This window comes from Sulfuricurvum sp. (assembly GCF_028712165.1).
Taxonomy (GTDB): Bacteria; Campylobacterota; Campylobacteria; order Campylobacterales; family Sulfurimonadaceae; genus Sulfuricurvum.
The window spans coordinates 1-19153 of sequence record NZ_JAQTQR010000013.1; the positions used below are offsets into that span (position 1 = coordinate 1).

21 protein-coding genes are annotated in these 19153 nt (G+C 42.6%); 5 read left to right on the forward strand and 16 right to left on the reverse strand.

The window, feature by feature from the left end; translation table 11 throughout:
• From PHP90_RS13995 to nifN, 5 genes are all read right to left on the reverse strand, one after another.
• Positions 1-86: nitrogenase-stabilizing/protective protein NifW (locus tag PHP90_RS13995; RefSeq protein ID WP_366141099.1), on the reverse strand; the 86-nt coding region annotated here is incomplete at its 3' end.
• A 38-nt stretch (positions 87-124) separates the two neighbouring features.
• Positions 125-640 carry a flavodoxin gene (locus PHP90_RS03535; RefSeq protein ID WP_299925330.1) on the reverse strand — a complete coding sequence of 172 codons (516 nt, stop codon included), beginning with the start codon at positions 638-640 and terminating at the stop codon, positions 125-127.
• 2 nt (positions 641-642) lie between these two features.
• Positions 643-1098, reverse strand: coding sequence for a NifX-associated nitrogen fixation protein (locus PHP90_RS03540; protein WP_299925333.1), 456 nt, complete (start codon positions 1096-1098; stop codon positions 643-645).
• A gap of 1 nt (position 1099) precedes the next feature.
• Entirely contained in the window at positions 1100-1552 is a 453-nt protein-coding gene (gene nifX, locus PHP90_RS03545; protein WP_299925336.1) for a nitrogen fixation protein NifX, read from the reverse strand.
• On the reverse strand, positions 1542-2840 hold the full coding sequence (gene nifN, locus PHP90_RS03550; RefSeq protein ID WP_299925339.1) for a nitrogenase iron-molybdenum cofactor biosynthesis protein NifN: 1299 nt from the start codon (positions 2838-2840) through the stop codon (positions 1542-1544). Before nifN ends, nifX begins: the two co-directional genes overlap by 11 nt.
• Before the next feature lie 116 nt (positions 2841-2956).
• Between nifN and trpB the strand changes: the two genes are divergently transcribed.
• Positions 2957-4174, forward strand: coding sequence for a tryptophan synthase subunit beta (gene trpB, locus PHP90_RS03555; protein WP_299925342.1), 1218 nt, complete (start codon positions 2957-2959; stop codon positions 4172-4174).
• 5 nt (positions 4175-4179) lie between these two features.
• Here trpB and nifE read toward each other — a convergent pair whose 3' ends face one another.
• The 4 genes from nifE to PHP90_RS03575 are packed head-to-tail and all read right to left on the reverse strand — an operon-like array spanning position 4180 to position 7933.
• A complete protein-coding gene (nifE, locus tag PHP90_RS03560) occupies positions 4180-5538 on the reverse strand; it encodes a nitrogenase iron-molybdenum cofactor biosynthesis protein NifE (protein WP_299925345.1) in 1359 nt (452 codons plus the stop codon).
• Between the two features lie 60 nt (positions 5539-5598).
• Complete coding sequence (locus tag PHP90_RS03565) at positions 5599-6204, reverse strand: class I SAM-dependent methyltransferase (RefSeq protein WP_299925348.1); 606 nt, start codon at positions 6202-6204, stop codon at positions 5599-5601.
• Positions 6204-7043 carry a mechanosensitive ion channel family protein gene (locus PHP90_RS03570; protein WP_299925351.1) on the reverse strand — a complete coding sequence of 280 codons (840 nt, stop codon included), beginning with the start codon at positions 7041-7043 and terminating at the stop codon, positions 6204-6206. Before PHP90_RS03570 ends, PHP90_RS03565 begins: the two co-directional genes overlap by 1 nt.
• A gap of 20 nt (positions 7044-7063) precedes the next feature.
• Positions 7064-7933 (reverse strand): hypothetical protein, encoded by an 870-nt coding sequence (locus PHP90_RS03575; protein ID WP_299925354.1) that lies wholly within the window; start codon positions 7931-7933, stop codon positions 7064-7066.
• Between the two features lie 182 nt (positions 7934-8115).
• On the opposite strand from PHP90_RS03575, the gene PHP90_RS03580 reads away from it, so the two are divergent.
• Genes PHP90_RS03580 through pcm form a run of 3 tightly spaced genes read left to right on the forward strand, consistent with a single transcriptional unit; the run spans position 8116 to position 9576 of the window.
• Positions 8116-8454: a TraR/DksA family transcriptional regulator gene (locus PHP90_RS03580; protein ID WP_299925357.1), complete on the forward strand. Its 339-nt coding sequence runs from the start codon at positions 8116-8118 to the stop codon at positions 8452-8454.
• A gap of 10 nt (positions 8455-8464) precedes the next feature.
• Positions 8465-8938: a DUF2603 domain-containing protein gene (locus tag PHP90_RS03585; RefSeq protein ID WP_299925360.1), complete on the forward strand. Its 474-nt coding sequence runs from the start codon at positions 8465-8467 to the stop codon at positions 8936-8938.
• Between the two features lie 20 nt (positions 8939-8958).
• Positions 8959-9576: a protein-L-isoaspartate O-methyltransferase gene (gene pcm / locus PHP90_RS03590; RefSeq protein WP_299925363.1), complete on the forward strand. Its 618-nt coding sequence runs from the start codon at positions 8959-8961 to the stop codon at positions 9574-9576.
• Between the two features lie 5 nt (positions 9577-9581).
• Here pcm and amrS read toward each other — a convergent pair whose 3' ends face one another.
• From amrS to PHP90_RS03620, 6 genes are all read right to left on the reverse strand, one after another.
• Positions 9582-10607, reverse strand: coding sequence for an AmmeMemoRadiSam system radical SAM enzyme (amrS, locus tag PHP90_RS03595; protein WP_299925366.1), 1026 nt, complete (start codon positions 10605-10607; stop codon positions 9582-9584).
• Positions 10608-10640: 33 nt separating this feature from the next.
• Positions 10641-11072, reverse strand: coding sequence for a host attachment protein (locus PHP90_RS03600; RefSeq protein WP_299925369.1), 432 nt, complete (start codon positions 11070-11072; stop codon positions 10641-10643).
• A 106-nt stretch (positions 11073-11178) separates the two neighbouring features.
• The gene (locus tag PHP90_RS03605) at positions 11179-11607 is read right to left on the reverse strand and encodes an Hsp20/alpha crystallin family protein (protein WP_299925372.1); all 429 of its coding nucleotides are present in this window, start codon (positions 11605-11607) and stop codon (positions 11179-11181) included.
• A 120-nt stretch (positions 11608-11727) separates the two neighbouring features.
• Positions 11728-13839 (reverse strand): Tex family protein, encoded by a 2112-nt coding sequence (locus PHP90_RS03610; RefSeq protein WP_299925375.1) that lies wholly within the window; start codon positions 13837-13839, stop codon positions 11728-11730.
• Positions 13840-13907: 68 nt separating this feature from the next.
• Entirely contained in the window at positions 13908-14876 is a 969-nt protein-coding gene (gene corA / locus PHP90_RS03615; RefSeq protein ID WP_299925378.1) for a magnesium/cobalt transporter CorA, read from the reverse strand.
• 13 nt (positions 14877-14889) lie between these two features.
• Positions 14890-16101: a phosphoglycerate kinase gene (locus PHP90_RS03620; protein WP_299925438.1), complete on the reverse strand. Its 1212-nt coding sequence runs from the start codon at positions 16099-16101 to the stop codon at positions 14890-14892.
• A 156-nt stretch (positions 16102-16257) separates the two neighbouring features.
• Between PHP90_RS03620 and PHP90_RS03625 the strand changes: the two genes are divergently transcribed.
• Positions 16258-17709: a pyruvate kinase gene (locus PHP90_RS03625; protein WP_299925381.1), complete on the forward strand. Its 1452-nt coding sequence runs from the start codon at positions 16258-16260 to the stop codon at positions 17707-17709.
• A gap of 13 nt (positions 17710-17722) precedes the next feature.
• Here PHP90_RS03625 and PHP90_RS03630 read toward each other — a convergent pair whose 3' ends face one another.
• A complete protein-coding gene (locus tag PHP90_RS03630) occupies positions 17723-19099 on the reverse strand; it encodes a sensor domain-containing diguanylate cyclase (protein ID WP_299925384.1) in 1377 nt (458 codons plus the stop codon).
• Between the last annotated feature and the right edge of the window lie 54 nt (positions 19100-19153).

Sequence of the window (19153 nt, forward strand, 5' to 3'; positions counted from 1 at the left end):
ACAAGACGCTCATCGTATTCCAAATCGAAAAAATCAAAGAAATCTTCGGTATCGGTAATTTTTTGAAATTCGGCTAATGTTCCCATCGTATGCTCCTTGTATTACTCGTTATGCAATTTTGACTCTAGAGTCCTATTTCACTTTTCAGTTGACTTGCCCATTCTTTAACACGATCTTCCGTCAAATCTTCTTGATTGACATCATCAATCCCTAATCCGCAGAATTTTCCGTCACGTTCTGCCAATGAAAATTCATAATCGTATCCGCTTGTTGAAGTAAATCCGTATGCACATGCACCGAGAGAAGTGAATAGATCATGCATTTTTCCAAGAGCGCTTAAAAAATGCTCTCCGTGTGTTTTCTGATCACCTGCACCGAAAAATGCAACTTTTTTACCCTCTAAATCCGGGCGGTCGTTACTAAGATCGTAAAGTGGGTCAACCCAATCGCGTTGAGGATCACCTTGACCCCAGGTAGAGGAACCGAGCAACAAGACATCAAAATCTTCAAATTGCTCTATACCGTCAAAATCTTCTTCCATATCGATAAGTTCTGCACCTTTGAACTCATCCGCAAGAAGTTCTGCCGCACCCCGTGTGACACCGCTGCTGCTACCAAAGAAAATACCGACTTTTGCCATAGTTACCCCTCCTGTTTAATACATGGTTTATATTGTTCGTAAATATCGATTGCACTTTGCAAGCTTTTGTCTCCGTCTTCAAATAATGCTTCCAATGTACGGAAACTGAAACGGTGTGCATCTTTAAAATACTTATTGACGATACAAATACGATCCGCGATTACGGCACAGCGCCCGAATCCTTCATGACTCATTTCCATAATAACATTACAGACAACACCCGTTTTACGTTCAAAAGAAAGTGCAATTGCTTTGTAAATCATTTTGATGTCGTTAATCATCATTTCATCAATGTCTGCGATCAAAGGAACTGCTTTTAATTCTTCTTTGGTTTTGACATATTTTTTTACCAACAACTCTTCATCACTGATTCGTGACCAGTTGCCAAATTGATCGAGTGCACGAATTTGTCGTACAATCTCCATCCCAAATTCACTCAATTGTTTTTCTGCGTCCATATTATTCTCCTTCTGCCCATCGGTCTTGTCGAACATCGTGTTCGGTTTGCATTTGAATGATGTTTTTAATCCATGGTGGAGGATTTCCATTAATCATTTGCACTAAAGTTTTCAACACATCTTCGATCAAAGTCGGCTCATTCACTTTCATAGGATGGATACCTGCACGGATAACTTTTGCTGCTGCCGTACCGCCGATACTCTCACAATACATGATGTTTACACCTTTGAGTGCACGAACACGAAAATCCGTTTTATCATCATCTTCAAGTTCAGAGGTATCGGTTTTAATAACTTCAGAGAGGGAAAACCCGTCTTTAGAGACGTTGTAAACAACAAACTCTCTCGCTCCGCCGAAGTGGGCGTTGATCTCTTCCATATCTTTGGTCGCGAAGGCGACTTTCATCGCATTTTCCATGGTTCCATTCCCCTCTACTGTGATTTTAGTGTTCATGTTTGACCTTTCTCAATGAATTTGCTATCTCAAATAAAAAATAGGTACTGCCTTCGTACAACTGATCGCTTTTAAGCTGATTCCCCAACTCTTCGTAATTCGGGAATCCGCGTAGAACGAGTGCCGTATTGTGATATGTATGCAAGATTCGTTCTGCATGAAAATTACTGATGACCATATCCGCAGAATCGAAAAAAGTTCGTGCATCTTCCAGGTCTCCGACAAATACTTTTTCCGCTTCAATATTGTGCAATGCATCACTAAATGTTGTAGATATTGCAGCATCGATGGTTCCGCCGACACTTCGGAGCAATGCACAGATTCCAACGAGCATATCCGGTTCACCGGTTACGACAAAATGGGAGCTTCCAATGAGAAAATGGGCATCCAACATCGCATCTTGAAGACGTGCACGCCAGCGTTTCATCAAAGGTTTTGGGTCTGTGTGTCGTATTTTCATCAAGGTCGCTACAAAATTGTCGCACCCGTCTAACCCCATCAAATGATCGAAATGGAGATGTTCAATTGCAGGGTTCTTTTTTTGTAATGCCTGAGCCGATTTTTTCATCGATGCACCGATACTGATTACAATCGAAGAGGTGGCCAAATCACGAATCTGATCGACTGTGATCCCGCCATTGGCCAATTTCCCCTGCCCTGCTTCCCAATATCCGTCCAGTGAGGTTGAAAGATCCGGTAGAGCATAGGTCTCAAATCCAAAATCCTCGCACAGACATTTGATCTTTTCAACCTCGATCGGCTGCATACTCAAATGCGGCAGAAAGACAAGTTTGTTAGTTTTTACTTCGGTAGCGGCAACAGTAAGTTGTTCGATCATCGCGGTGACGGTAAGAGCCCAACCGCTCTCCATTCCACCCTCATAATCAGGTGTATTGACATATACATAAGGGATTTCGATATGCATCCCTACTCCGCGTACGTCATCGCCTTTGGTCTCGGTGAGTCCAGTCGTATGCAATCCGATCATGGAAGGTTTGAGCGTCTTCTCTTTGTTTTGAATATTTTCAATCGCCATCAAGATCGAATAATCACCGCCGTCAAGCACCGCGGTGATATCGCTGACAGATGTATTGTTAATCGCGATCGGTTCATTAAAATGGCGTGTAAAAAATACTTTTGTATACGAAGCACACCCTTGCGCACTGTGCATCAGGGGCATACAATCTTTTACCCCCAGATAGGCGAGAGTCGCACCCATCGGCTGCGAATGCTTGATCGGGTTGACTTGAAGAGGTTTATGTTCATGACGAGAGAGGGAAAATTCCATGACAACTCCTTAGTTACCTTAGATATTGCAAGAAGTGTGCGAGAAGAACCATTTTAAGACATACAATACATTTATTTATCTATAATCAGAAACATTTAAATACATAGGAGCATCATTTGAACACTTCTTATCTCGAATCTCACCCAGATGAAAACGGATATTTTGGAAAATTTGGAGGCTCTTTTATCCCCCCTGTTCTCGAAAAACCGTTTGCAGAAATTACGCAAGCCTATAAAGAAATTAAAAACTCTCCTGAATTTATTAACGAACTCAAATACGTCCGCAAACATTATCAAGGGCGTCCGACACCCGTAACATTTGCACAAAACCTCACCAAACACTGTGGAGGAGCTAAGATTTATCTCAAACGAGAAGATCTCAATCATACCGGAGCTCACAAACTTAACCACTGTATGGCAGAAGTGATCCTCGCAAAACATTTGGGAAAGAAAAAAGTGATTGCAGAAACGGGAGCAGGACAACACGGTGTCGCATTAGCAACAGCAGCAGCTTATTTCGGTCTGGAATGTGAAATCCATATGGGTGAAGTCGATATTGCCAAAGAGCACCCAAATGTTGTACGGATGAAAATATTAGGGGCGAAAGTTGTTCCTGCAACACACGGGCTAAAAACTCTAAAAGAAGCAGTAGACTCAGCTTTCGAAGCCTATGTAAAAGATCCCGATAGTACCATCTACTGTATCGGATCAGTCGTCGGTCCCCATCCGTTTCCGATGATGGTTCGTGATTTTCAGTCCGTAATCGGTTTCGAAGCAAAAGAGCAGTTTATGGAGCATGAGGGAAAACTCCCTGATAACGTAATTGCGTGTGTTGGGGGCGGCTCGAATGCGATGGGGATTTTCTCCGCATTTATCGATGAACCGAGTGTCAAACTCTACGGAGTTGAACCGCTCGGTAAAGGGGAAAAGCTCGGAGACCATGCCGCAACTCTCACCTACGGTGAAGAGGGAATTATGCACGGATTCAACTCTATCATGCTCAAAGATGCCGAAGGTAACCCTGCCCCTGTACACTCAATCGGATCGGGTATCGACTACCCCTCTGTCGGACCTGAACATGCTTATCTAAAAGAGATCGGTCGAAGCAATGTGGCACTTTGTAATGACGATGAAGCCATCGAAGCTTTCTATACTCTTTCTCAATTAGAAGGGATTATTCCTGCCCTTGAATCGGCTCATGCGGTCGCTTATGCTATGAAACTAGCGAAAACACTCCCAGCCGATCAAACCATTTTAGTCAATCTCAGTGGACGCGGCGATAAAGATATCGACTATGTTATCGAGCACTATCCTGTTCCTAACGCAAAATTTTAAATCTTTCATACTTCCCACGGTGCCGGTTTGCCGACATTGGCAAACACGGGATTGCGGAATGCGTATTTCAGATCTTCCGCAAGGTTGAGTAATCCGTTATAGCCGCCATAACTCGTTTTTTTCTCCTGATTGACGTCAATAAACGAGATTTTTTTCTTGATCGCGGTATAGAGGCTGCGTCCTCCAGCAAGAAGAATATGGGCTCCTGTCTGATCGATGATTTTCCCCTGTTCAGAAGCAGGTTTGGTCATCAGCACCCCATTTTCTCCCAGATACTCACGAGCTTTATCGATGTCATCCTGCGTTGATTTTGCGACACTTGTCGCTACCACTTCAATCCCTAAATCCTGAAGTCCTGAAGCGATCGACCATGCTTTGTTTCCACCGGTATTGAGAACCGCTTTTTTCCCTGCAAACATTGTTCGATACGGGATCAAGTTGGCTTCCAACTCCGCTTCGGCTTCGGCGATCACTGCTTCGGCTCGTGCAATGAGTTCCGGATCACCCAAAGCGGTGACGATTTCACGAATCGCAAAAGACGTATCGCGCTTTCCGTAAAACGATACCGAAATCCAAGGGATACCGTATTGTTCCTGCATTTTGCGGGTTAACGTGATAAGAGATTTGGCACACACGATGACATTAAGTTTTGCACGGTGGGCACAGCGGATATCACCGACACGGCCGTCTCCGCTCATCGAACTGAGGACTCGTATACCGATCTTCTCAAACAGCGGCATATACTGCCACATATCTCCGGTAACATTGTAATCGCCGATCAGATTGATATCATAGGGAGTCGTGAACTCAGGTTCTTTTGTACCGATCAAATGCTCTAACACGGCTTCTCCCGCAAGACGCGAGCCTAGGTTCTTACTTCCAACAAATCCCGGAGCGTGAACAGGAACGATAGGTACACCGTGTTTTTCAGATCCTTTTTTACATGTCATATCCATATCATCACCGACCAATGATGTGACACACGTCGAATAAACAAAAATCGCTTCAGGCTTATAATGCTCCATCACATGATCGATCGAATCCGCAAGACGTTTATCTCCGCCAAAGATTACATCATTGGTCGTGATTCCGGTCGTAAATCCCATTTGTGTATGATCTGTTCCCTTGTACGACGTTTTTGTCTCACGGGTTTCCCAAGATGCTCCCAGACACGTTTGAGGCCCGTGAACCAAATGGACTGCATCGGCATACGGAAAAAGGGATATTTGTGCACCATCAAATGCGCATCCCCCGGCAGCTAGCCCCGGTTTGGGCTTATCACACCCTTCTCCGGGTTTTTTGTCTTTACTGTGAGAGCAGGCACTCTCGTTCATAAGTTCTTTGATTTTAGCTCGGCTTACCATCGGATACTCCTTGGAAGTGTATTATCCGAAAGTATGCATAAGGCGTACGAGCGAAGGGGTTTAGGATTTTTTACTGGCGGTTACGAGGAAGATAGGATAGTCCTGCGTCTCTTTTTCTATCGTATGGGCATGATGAAAACGGACATGTTCAAATCCTGCATCTTCAATCGTTTTGCGCAACGTATCCCGATCAAAACCGAAATGATGAACTCCCTCATTTCCGTGGCTGTGAAATGTCCCGTCTTCGGCTTCCAAATCGGCAATTGCGATAAAACCGTCACGTTTTAGATGCGCATGAAATGCTCTGAATAAATCTGCCGTATCTTCGACGTGGTGCATTGCCATTGAACTGACGATACCGTGGAATTGTTTTTCCAGAGGCGTTTCGCAAATATTTTGGCAGATTGCTTCCACTCTAAGTTTGTCCGAATTTTTACTCTCCAACTGCTCCAGCATTTTCTCGGAAAGATCGACCCCGACAACCTGTTGAACCATTTGAGCTATTTTAAAACTAAGCAGTCCCGTACCCGCTCCGAAATCCATAATATGCATCGTATTGAGTAAAGAAATTCGATTTGATATCGTTTGGAACACCGCATGGGCGATATTTTGACGCATATCGCCTTTGTCCCATTCCGCTGCCGCCTTATTGAAACGTTCGCTCATTATAAACCCTCATTTATCTGTTGTGAAACCATACGTATTTCACGTTGAGGATAGGGAATCGTAATGTTCGCCTCTCTCAACGCTTTATAGATGGCCATATTGGCTTCGTATTGTATCTTGAAAAAATTGCGGGTCGGAACCCAATAGCGTACTCCGAGCTCAACTGCACTGTCTCCGAATTTTTCGATACCGATGATCGCCTGGGTCTCTTTTGAGACGTTTTCAATCCCCTCTATCACTCTACGGATAATTGCGATCGCTTTTTCGGCATCGGCATCATAGGAAATCCCGATACTCGACTCTACGATACGGTATTTAAATGAGTTGACGATCACTTCACCGATCATATTTTTATTCGGAACCGTAATAAGCTCTTCATCTTCGGTTCGCAGTGTCGTATACGCAAGACGTATCTCTTCGACTTCACCATAGACTTTGTTGATCAGAATCGTATCCCCGATTTTAAACGGTCGTGTAATGATGAGTGAAATTCCGGCCGCATAGTTGGCGACACTTCCCTGAATCGCCAAACCCGCCGTTAAAAAAACCGCACCGACCGCTGCGATAAAGGGTGCAATAGATATTCCCAATTTACCGATGGCGACAACCAGCATGGCACCGAAAACCAATATTCGGATGCCGTTGGCAACAAATTTCCCCAGTGTTACGTCAAAATCATGCTGTTGAAAAAATTTGATGAGAAGATTGTATACATATTTCGACAAAAACCAGCCGATCGTTACAATGATCAGTGCTCCGATAATCTGGAAGCTGTAATTGGCTAAAAAATCGATCGCTTTGACGTAAAACTGATTTAAATATGCTATTTGCTGTTCCATACAATATCTCCTGATTTCAATTACTCATGCCCTTTATGTTTCTTACGTCCGACATAATTGAGGACTGCCATAGAGACGATCAAAATACCCACGCCGCTGATAAGATAGAAAGCATAATTCATGTTGCGAATATCGTCAATCGCCACTTTAAACACCACCATCAACGATTCGATCGAGAGGGCAATAATAATCGAGGTAAGAAATTTCGTCAGCGTTTTGTATTCATTTCCCTCCTCAGGTGTCAATGAACGATAGAATACCTCATGCTCTAATATTGTTTTCGAGAGATCAAAAATCGCGATAGCCAGTGTAATTCCGATAATCGATTTGAACACGTGCTGCAATGTCTCATCACCGAAACTTATCAGTGCTTTTACAAAACCGACCAATCCGTAAACACCTAAAAAGAGTGCTAGTAAAACCAACCCTCCGCCCAAAAGTGCATAAACCCCGACAGAAAGTTTGGATATAAGCCGGTTGCTGTCGATCAGATGCATTTTACTCAGCACGGCAACCACATCGATATCAAACACGGCAATCTTGCCATCCGGATACTTTCGGGCAACCGAAACTTTCGGCTTTCCGCTGTTGGCACAGATATAGGGGTTGGAGATGTAATTGCCTTTTTCATCAAACTGTATTCGGTTGATGAAATAGGAACGGTCTGAGCCTTTTAACGACATATCATGATCATGCCGACGCCATGTAGGGGTTATCTGTTCCCCTTTAGCGTTCATCAGATACATATCGCTCAGACATGGTAATCGTTTGAAAAAATTTCGTACCTGGAGATCATCAAAATCTTGGCGAGGATTATCGCTGATTGTAGTAACTAAAAACCCCTCTACCGCATCCCGATTATCACGATAGATCTGCATCATTTGTTTCATTCGCTGTTATCCACTCTATAAAGTTATTTTAGTGTATCCAAAATGGTTCCAGTAAGTCAAAAAGAATAGACCCAATCGCTAAACAATCTACTAAAGATGTAGCATAATGTTTCTTATCACTTATTAGTATTTTTTTGTTATCATCTAGCTTAATTAAATTTTTGTTATAGAAAGGGGATATTATGAGTACACAGAAAAAACTGACTCTCAAAGATTTTGAAACCATCCTAAAAACAGAAAAAGCAAACATAGAGAAAAACATACGATTGATCAAAGCAGAAGTAACCAGTATTGATTCCGGAAAAGATATCGGCGATATAGAAGATATGGCTGAGATTGAAATCAACAACACAACCGACCATGCCATTCTCTCTCAGCTCCAATCTCAACTCTTTGAAATCGATGCCGCATTAAATCGTATCAATTTGGGGATATACGGTATTTGTGAAAAAACCGGAAAATCAATCCCGATTGAGAGATTAATGGCAAATCCGACGGCACGTACCGTTGTTGGGGAATGAAAGGGTTATTATGTCTTATCCAGAGCATCTGAACAATCATTTGGGAGAAGTTGCCGAAAAACTCGGTATTGATCCCATCGATATGACCATCGTCAAAATGACCCCCGGTGTTGATGATCGACATAAAGAGCTTGAGCTGATACAAGGGAGTTGGAAAGAGACACGGCCGTGGATTATCATTGACGAAAAAGATCGTATTTATACGTTGACATCGGCCGAGTCTTTATCGATGATCATACGACTCCTCAGTAACAGTCAAAGTGAAAATTTTCAACATAAACTTGAAAAAGCAATTTGGCAGCGTTTGCCTATCGATTTTGAAGATGTTTGGTCCGTAGCAATGGACCGAATACAGACAATGGCTCGTTCCCAATCAGACAGTACCGTCGTCAATATTGATCTCGATTGGCTGGTAAGTGAGATCAAACAAAAATACCCGAATCTTTTTTACCATTTAGACCAGATAATGACGCAGAAAGAATAATTGAACGACAGTGAAATAAAATGCTCGGCAATGAACAGCTTATTCATCACTTAATAGCGGCAGGGGTTCTTAGAACCCAATCTCTCATCGATGCTTTCAAAAAATGCGACCGTATTTTTTTTGTCCCCCAAGAGTATTTTTCTTATGCCTATGAAGACCGTCCGTTACCCATAGGAAAAGCTCAAACGATATCCCAACCTTATACCGTTGCTATTATGCTCGAGCTCCTCGCTCCTCAGATTGGAAACAGGGTGCTTGATATCGGTTCAGGATCAGGATGGACGACCGCACTGTTAGCAACGGCTGTGGGAGCATCAGGAAGTGTGGAAGGGATAGAAATCGTTCACTCATTGGTCGAATACGGAAATAATAATTTAGCCAAAGCCGATATTCCTAACGCATCGATCAAGTTAGGTGACGCAACCTATCTGGGAAAACCGGGGGAAGTTTATGATCGGATACTGGTTTCTGCCAGTGCAACTGAAATGCCTCTACAGCTTTTTGATCAGCTTAAACCCGGTGGAATACTTGTTATACCGATCCAAAACAGTATTTGGCGTTTTATCAAACAAGAAAACGGTTCAATCGATTCTTACGAGCTTCCGGGATTCGTTTTTGTCCCGCTTATTCTCTCATAATAAAATTATTTCCAAATCCCCTCTATCTGTGTTTCACAGTAAGGACAGCGGTTTAAATTTTTCAAATGATTCGTAACATATTGTCCAATATGTCCATGACGATCGATCACCAATTTGTAACAGTTTGGACAATAGGTAGATTCTCGTGTCTCATCATCAATATTACCGACATAAACATATTTTAATCCGGCTTTTTTACCGATCTCATACGCACGTCGAAGCGTAGAAGCCTGAGTTCTAGGAACATCCTGCATTTTGTACATCGGGTGAAATCCGCTGATATGCCACGGCATAGAGGGATCAAGTGCTGATTGGAAATCTGCGATCGCACGGATCTCTTCGTCCGAGTCGTTGTATCCGGGAATCAGCAGGGTCGTTGTCTCTATCCATATCCCTTTTTTATGGGCGTATTCGATTGTGTCCAGCACCGGTTTGAGCGAAGCACCACAGATATTGCGATAAAACGATTGATCATATCCTTTGATATCAATATTCATTCCATCCAAATACGGAGCAATGGTATCAAGCGCTTGATGCGTTTCATAGCCGCTGGTAACGTAGATATTTTTCAGTCCCGCCTCATGAGCGAGTTTGGCAGTATCATACGTGTATTCAAAAAAAACGACCGGTTCGTTGTAGGTGTAGGCAATACTGTCGCATTTGTATTCCAATGCCAGGTCAACAGCTTCCTGCGGTGAAAGGGGACGTCCGAATATTTCGTGATGATGTTCTTTCGGGTATTGGGAAATATCGGCATTTTGGCAAAATTTACACGAAAAATTACATCCAACCGTTCCGAATGAAAATACCTTTGACCCCGGTAGAAAATGAAACATCGGTTTTTTTTCGATGGGGTCTACATTGACCGCCGCAGCAAGTCCGTATGTCAGAAGTTGCAGTTGCCCATCTTGCACTTGACGAATTCCACAGATTCCGTATTCACCTTCGGAGAGTTTACAGTGCTGATTGCATGCGAGGCATGCAATCCTCCCGTCTTCAAGTTTTTGGGATAACCATGCTAATGATGACATAATGACTCCTTTTATAAAAGTGTCTAATCCGGTTTATTTCGTAAAATACTCCAGTAATTGATCATCAGGAATTTTAGTCACATCAGCATGAAGATTGATCGTCATTGTACTTTTTATTGCCGGATCGATTAATTCTACGATTTGATTATTAATCGCTTTCGGTGCGGAAAAATACCAAGAATCATATCTGTATTCTTGCAAGCTTCTTGAAATCTGAGCCGCAATCTCTTTAATGCGGCGATGTTCTTCTTCTTCCTCTAGATTATGGTTTTCACCTGATCCGCTTGCACCAACGCCTTGGAAATTTCCTTTTCGATCAGAGACTTTATCTCTCAGACGTTCATGGGTTTCAAGACTATCGATCGATTGAACAAGCTCGACTGATTCCCTACCCATAGGATCCACTTTGATAGCAAAAAGTTTAAAGCGCTGTAAATCAGTAACAATAATAAGTTTTATTGACATAATCACTCCTCTCTTTTAAAAATGCTGAAGATTTAACTGAGCGAAAAAGATCAATTGAATTTCTCCAACTTTTACATTGTAGCAAAAGTAGCACAATGTGAAACGTTTATTTCACTTTGATTTGTTTGACTGTGTCGTCTTTAGACTCTTTTTTCGGCAGAGTGACTTCGAGAACACCGTCTTTATTTTCGGCATGGATGTTTTCAGTATCGACATTTGAGGGCAAAGTAAAACTACGTATAAAGCTGCCAAAGTTGCTTTCACACTGGTAATAGTCCTCTTTTTTAACCTCGTTTTTCTCTTTTCGCTCCCCTTTGAGGGTCAAAACACCATTTTCTACCTTCACGCTTATGTCCTCTTTTTTGACACCTGGAAGGTCTACATCGATGTGGTAGGCATATTCGCCTTCACGTGTATTTACGGAGGGGGTAAAGCTCGAAAACACATCTTTACTTAAATCAGATGAGAAAGCTTCACCTATGCGTTTTTCTAATGAACGCAACTCTTTAAACGGATCAAATCGTGTTAACAACATAATAAACCCCTTCTCGAGTAATTTACAGAGAAATGAGATGTTGCACCATACCTCTGCATGAAAAATTTTAACTATGCAGTGGTGAAAAAAATATTAATAAATGAATTAAATTATTATTTCTTAGTTCTTTAAACTCAAAGCTACTTTTCCTTTAATCACATCAACCTCCACGACTCGAATACAGCTCAACTGCTGATTGACACTAAGGACTTCGAGCGGATGTGCAATCCGTTTTTCACTCATTTGAGAAATATGGATCAACCCGTCGTTTTTAAGACCGATATCGACAAATGCTCCAAAATCTGCGATGTTTCGTACAACACCTGAGACGATAGAACCCTCTTTAAGCTCTTTGATATCCGTCAAATCCGAACGGAAAATGATCGGAGGCAGCGTTTCACGCGGATCAAATCCCGGTTTGCGCAGTTCTGTAATGATATCTGCAAGCGTCGCTTCCCCTACCCCTAATTCCAGTGCAATGTTTGGAATCTGCTCTTTGGTGATAGCGCTAAGATCGTATCGTTTTAACAGGGTATTGGCTGCATCATAACTCTCAGGGTGAATCCCTGTATTGTCCAACACACTTTTACCCTCGCGTATCCGGAAAAATCCTGCACACTGTTCATACGCTTTGGCTCCCAGTCCCTTGACCTTGAGGAGTTCCTGCTTGCTTTTAAAAGCACCGCTGTGTTCACGGTAGTCGATAATCGTTTTCGCCAATTTGGCACCGACTCCTGCAACGTAGGACAAAAGTGAGGCCGAAGCACTGTTGGGATCGACACCGATTCGGTTGACCAGATCTTCGGTTACCTCATGAAGTTTTTTTTCCAGCTGTTTTTGATCGACATCATGCTGATACTGTCCAACTCCGAGCGATTTCGGATCAATTTTGACCAGTGCTGCCATCGGATCGCGCAAACGCTGGGCGATTGATATCGCTCCGCGTATCGTAACATCGAGCTGCGGATACTCCTCCTGTGCGATTTTAGAAGCCGAATAGACCGATGCCCCCGCTTCGGATACGACGGTATAGGTGAGACTCAGTCCCTCTTCACGGTTCAATCGGGCAAAAAATTCCTGAGTCTCGCGTGATGCGGTCCCATTACCGATGGCAACCGCATTGATACCGTAACGCTCGGCAAGCTGTTTAACCACTTTGGCACTTTTTTCATAATCGCTCTGCGGAGGGGTAGGATAAATCACCGCATGATCCAGATACGTACCGTGTTCATCCACTACGGCGAGTTTGCACCCCGTACGATACGCCGGATCGGCTCCCAATATAGCTCGTTTGGTGACTGGAGGTGATCCCAGCAGCTGTGTCAGGTTTTTGCCGAAGGTATTGATCGCCTGTGTGTCGGATTTTTCTTTGATCATCATATGGATTTCACGTTCGAGAGAAGGGAACAACAGCCGTTTAAACCCGTCGAGATAACTTGCCAATAAGAGACTTTGGGAACTCTTGGCATTTTTTGGAATCCGATAGCGCACAATCGCATTTTCTACCCGATCCAGATCGAGTGTGATCTTTACGCTCAGTTCTTTTTCACTGACACCGCGCATAATCGCGAGGTAACGATGCGACGGGATTGATGATATCTTTTCGCTTTTTCCGGCGAGTTTGGCAAAAAGCCCCTCTTCTTTCAACCCTTTCGAACCTTTGATCTCAAATGACGAATAGTCCATAATCTGACGTCGCCAGTGATCTCGTTCTCTCGGATCATCGCTGTAGCGTTCCGCCACTATGTCCTGAGCCCCTTTGATTGCATCCTCTCGGGTTGTGATGCTCCCTTTTACGAACGATTCAGCACGCTTCGTAAACTCTGTAATATCCAACTGAGCTCTCTCCAACAGATCGGCCAATGGTTCCAATCCTGCTGCAATCGCTGCACTTGCACGGGTATTTTTTTTCTCTTTGTAGGGTCGAAAGATATCTTCTACCTCCTGCAGTGTTGCGGCATTGTTAAGCCGTGAACGCAGATCCTCGCTCATCACAGCGCGCTCGATGATCAGCCGTTCGACTTCCTCTTTGCGTTCCAGCAGTTTTTTTGAGTAGGCATATACGCTCTCAAAATCGCGCAGCTGCTCGTCCGTAGCTCCGTCTGTCATCTCTTTGCGATAACGGGCAATAAAAGGGATGGTAGATCCCTCTTCGAGAAGTTTTAGGATATTGGTAATCGTTTTGGAACTTAGTCCGGTTTTTTCGATGAGAAGTTGTATCAGGGGGGTCATAAAAATCCTAGGAAATAATAATCCGATTATATCGAACGAAGTTAAATTGTGAGGAGTTATTCCCCCCGTTACAACCAACCGCGGTTGCGAAAATAGATCAGCGGTATCACTCCTGCAATCACCATCATCATCAATGACATCGGATACCCGAATGTCCAGCTCAGTTCCGGCATAAAATGAAAGTTCATCCCGTAAATGCTCGCGATCAATGTCGGAGGCATCAAAACGACGCTTGCTACGGTAAAGAGTTTGATGATCTTATTTTGCTCGATATTCGTCTGAGCCAAAAAGAGATTTTGGAGGTTATCGAGAGTATTGCCGTCAATCGTAATGAACTCGACCAACGAGTTAATATCTTTGATCATTATGACCACGTCTTGTTTGATGTTCGACGGAAGTTTGGTCGATTTTGCCAAAGCCGTCAAGATACGGCGTTTATCAAAGACCGATTGACGTACCTTTAGGGTAAATCCCTGCAGTGTCGAAATTTTGCGTAGCGTATCTTCGGACTTGCCGTCTGATTCCCATAAAAGCTTTTTACGGATGTCATCGCTTTCATTTGCGGCATATTCCAGTAAATCGGCATCCTGATCGATCCGGATGTCAAATATTTGCATAAATACGTCGTATCCGTTATAGAGCTCTTTTGGGTGGGAAGTGAGCATCTTGTGGATCATCTCAAACGTTTGAAGTTGTTTATCACGAATCGTAAAGAGGATATCATCCTGTAAGACAAAACTGATACTCTCATTGTAATGCGATTTGGCGGTTTCGACAAAAAAGAATGACGCAAAAAAATACGAATTGATGATAATACTGCGATTGTCTTCCCAATAGCGTGAACTTATTTCGATCTCTTCACGTTCCTGTTTGGAAGGAATCTTAATATCAAACAATGTTTCAATCTGCAGAATTTCATCTACCGAGGGGTGAAGCATATCAATCCAAACGATATTCTTCACCTCAGAGGGCGATTCGATTGCACTTAAAGATGTTGCGGTAAAAATCTTATTATCGCGTGTATAAAATGTTACCATTCAAGCCTCCGCGTTATGATTTTCGATCCAATTTCTCAAATCCGGGAAGTATCTTCCCTTCGAGCAATTCCAAACTTGCCCCTCCGCCGGTCGAAATGAAACTGAATTTTTCTTTCTCCCCCGCTTTTTCGACGGCATCGACCGTATCCCCGCCGCCGACAATGCTGTAAGCATAACTTTCGCTGATGATGGTTGCCAGCTTGTAGGTCCCTTTTGAGAATTGGTTGATCTCATAAATCCCCATCGGTCCGTTCCATATTATCGTGTTTGAGAGCTCAATCGCTTCAGAGAAGAGTTTCAATGTAGCGGGTCCGATATCGACGGCATGAAATCCATCTAAAACATCTTGTACCGGAACGACTTTAACATCGATCGGATGCTCAATAGAATCCGTAATGACGACGTCCACAGGCAAATATACTTTTACATGATGCTGTTTTGCCTCTGAGAGTACTTCTTTTGCCGTTTCGAGGAAATCCTCCTCTACCAATGATCCTTTCATATCATAGCCAAGCGCTTGCAAAAAAGTATTGCTCATCGCCCCTCCGATAATCAGTTTGTCCACTTTTTGCATTACCGACGTCAACAACGTAATCTTAGTAGAGATTTTGGAGCCTCCGACAACCAGTGCAATCGGACGGATCGGATTTTCAAGCGCTTTTGTAAACGCCTCGATTTCCCGCATCATCAAAAAGCCTGCCACCTTCGTCTCGACATAATCCGCTATTCCGTACGTCGAAGCATCCCGACGATGGGATGTCCCAAATGCGTCATTTACGTATACATCGCAGAGTCCGCCGAGTTGTTTGCAAAACTCGGGATCATTTTTTTTCTCACCCTCATAAAATCGGATGTTTTCAAACAAAAAAATCCGTTCGATCGAGCACTGGGCATTTTCGGTTTTTAAGGTATCCAAATCGTCGATAAATTCGACCCGTTTCTGAAGCAGACGCTCCAGTCGTTTTTGAATATGTTTAAGCGAATAGCGTTCATCATATCCACCCTTCGGACGACCCAAATGACTCACCAATGTTATCGAACAAGCATTATGATCGATGCAATAATTGATTGTCGGAAGAGCCGCACGAATTCTGCTGTCGTCGGATATGTTGTACTGTGCATCCATTGGGACATTAAAATCGACACGGATCAAAACCTTTTTTCCGGTTACGTCAATATCTTTGAGGCTTTTAACCCCGCCCATCGTAATAATATTGCTAATCATCATTTGCCTCTTTTGTAAAGCTTATGGAACATTAGAGTATCCAAATTACACATATATTACACCAAAATTCTTAACATCTGACATCAGAAAAACACTTGTAACATTTCTATCGTACTATTAGTATTATAATCAATCCAATCAAATCCGGAGTGACCGATGGAAAATGCTTTTTTAACCGAACTGCTCGACAAATTATTGGACTTAAAAGAAAAAATGACATCCGGCATTGAGAGTGATCAAATCAATGTTTCTTTGCTCAATATGAAGCAATATCTAAATCTTCGTAAACACGATTATTCTCAACTTCAAGATGAATTGACCAAAGTCGGGCTCTCCTCATTCGGCCGGTCACAAGGACATATTGAAGCAAGCATCAATGTCGCTATCGAGATGCTCTCGCATGCTTTGGGCAAAGAATCAATAGTGCAACAGGCGGTGTTAAGTTATGAAGCGTCTCATGCGATAATGGATAAAAACAGCGAAATTTTTTCCACATCAAGCGATAAAACTAAAATTATGATAACCGTCCCTTCCGACTATGCGGACGATGAATTTTGGTTTTCCAATCTCTCTCATGAGGGAGTACATCTCTTCCGGATTAATACCGCACATGATTCAACCGAGGCATGGAACGATATGTCAGAGTTGATTAAACTTGAACGCTATGCCAGCGGTAAAGATTTGCGTATCTATGTCGATCTCGCCGGTCCAAAAATCAGAACATCTCTCTTTAAATCCAAAAAAGACCCCGATAAAGTAAAAAAAATAAAAGTCAATTACGGAGAAAAAGTACTGATCCGTTCCGCCAATCAGCCTCCGTTGGAAAAAAAACCGAAACACTATGCAGCGATTATCGGGTGTACGCTTGAACAGCTGGGTAATCTGGTAAAAGTCGGTGACAGAGTTTTTGTCGATGACGGAAAGATCGAAATGCTTATCGAAGCGATCCATGGAAATGATATCGCCTGCAGCGTCTTGACACATAAAGAAGGCGGCAGTAGTATCAAAGATGAAAAAGGGATCAATTTCCCCGACAGCAATATCGATATCCAAGCCATCACAGAACATGATAAAGAGATCCTCCCTTATATCTGCGAGTATGCAAACATCATCGGAATCTCATTTGCCCAAACACCCGAAGACATACGGGATTTAATCAATCAGCTGGACGTTCTGGGGAAAAAAGGGGAAATTTCCATCGTTGCTAAAATCGAGACCAAAAAAGGGGTAGAAAATCTGCCTCAAATCCTCGAAGCACTCATCGAATACGGCAACTCCGGAGTCATGATAGCGCGCGGAGATTTGGCTATAGAGATCGGATTTGAAAATCTGGCGTATATGCAAGAAGAGATTCTTGACCTGTGTACTGCGGCACACATGCCGGTGATATTGGCAACTCAGGTCTTGGAAAGTAAAATGAAGACAAATATCCCCAGCCGAGCCGAAATCTCCGACGTCGCCTTTGCGCACAAGGCCGAGTGTGTTATGTTGAACAAAGGGGAATACGCACTGGAAACCATCAAAATTCTCAGTACGATTCTAAAGCAGATGGATTTGATCTTCCGCAAAAACAAGCTGCTCTATAACCACAGTTTTCAGTGGAAATGATCCAAAACTGGATTTATCCCTGATATATCTCAGTTCTGTTTCTACCGTTATTTTTAGCTTCATACATCGCTTTGTCCGCTTTTTCAAAAAGGGATTTTTTGGTGTCTTCTTTAGAGAGCTGGGCGATCCCGAAACTGAGGGTCAAAGTATTTTCGACATACTTGAACATATACGTTTGAACCAGTTTACGTAGATTTTCGGCTAAATTATATGCACCGTTAAGATCCGTAGCAGGGGTAAGAATCACAAACTCTTCCCCTCCCCATCGTGCGAAGATATCTCCGTTTTTGATATTGTTTGCTATCAGGCTCACCACATCTTTGAGTAGTATATCTCCGGCTTGATGCCCATAGGTATCATTAACCAGTTTGAAATTATCCACATCGAAAATGATAAGGCTCAATGGCTGATTATTGAGATTAGCACTGCCAATCTCCAACGCAAAAATTTCTTCAAAATTTTCACGGTTATTGATTCCGGTAAGATTATCTTTGTAGGCTTTTTGCTCCAACGTGTTGGTCATCGAATAGAGTTCGTCAACCTTGTTCTTCATTGCTTTGTTAATGTTTTTGAGCTGCTGTTTCGTCTCTTCGAGTTCAGTAATGTCGTGGCGTATCGCAATATATTCTACAATATCGCCATCCACATCCAAAATCGGGATAACCGTCGTATCAACAATGTACTGTCCCCCCTCTTTTTTCATGTTGGTGACTACGCCGTTCCAACTTTTTTTTGCTTTTATAGTGTCCCAAAGATCTTTAAACGCTTCTCTGGGCATATCGGGATGTCGGATAATATTATGCGGTTTTCCGACAAGCTCATCTCGGCTGTAGCCTGATATCTCGCAAAATTTATCATTGACATAGGTGATAACCCCTTTCGGGTTCGTTTTAGAGACGATATTGCTCAGATCGACCGCTTTTTTATATTCGGCCAAAAGATTGGAGTTTTCACTTTTATAATTTTGATTGCCGCCAATAATGATCTCAAAGTTGCTTGCTAAATCATTACCCATTTGCAATGTGAGGGATTCGATTTCACTTTGTAAGGCGAAAGAGAGATTCCCATTTTCATAAATGATCTCTTCAATGGCATTTTTTAGTTTTGTAATCAATGAAAACAGATCGGCAGTGGTTACGTTGTAGTTATTTAATAGTTGTAGAAATTCGATCTTGACATGACATTCGGAAACCGTTGCACGCCATTCGATCACACTGATAAAACAATCGCAGAACTCATAAAAGAGATGGGTATTTTTTTCGATTATAGGCAAAGAGTGTCGATGAAGTACGTTTTGTACCTCATTTTTAGCCATCCATCTTTTAATGATTTCATTTCTATTGACTCGTAAAAAATAGGAAAACTCTTCGGTATTTATAATCTTAATCACACACACTCACTTTTAAATTTTATTATCATTCATTTTACTCATTGTATAGCAAAA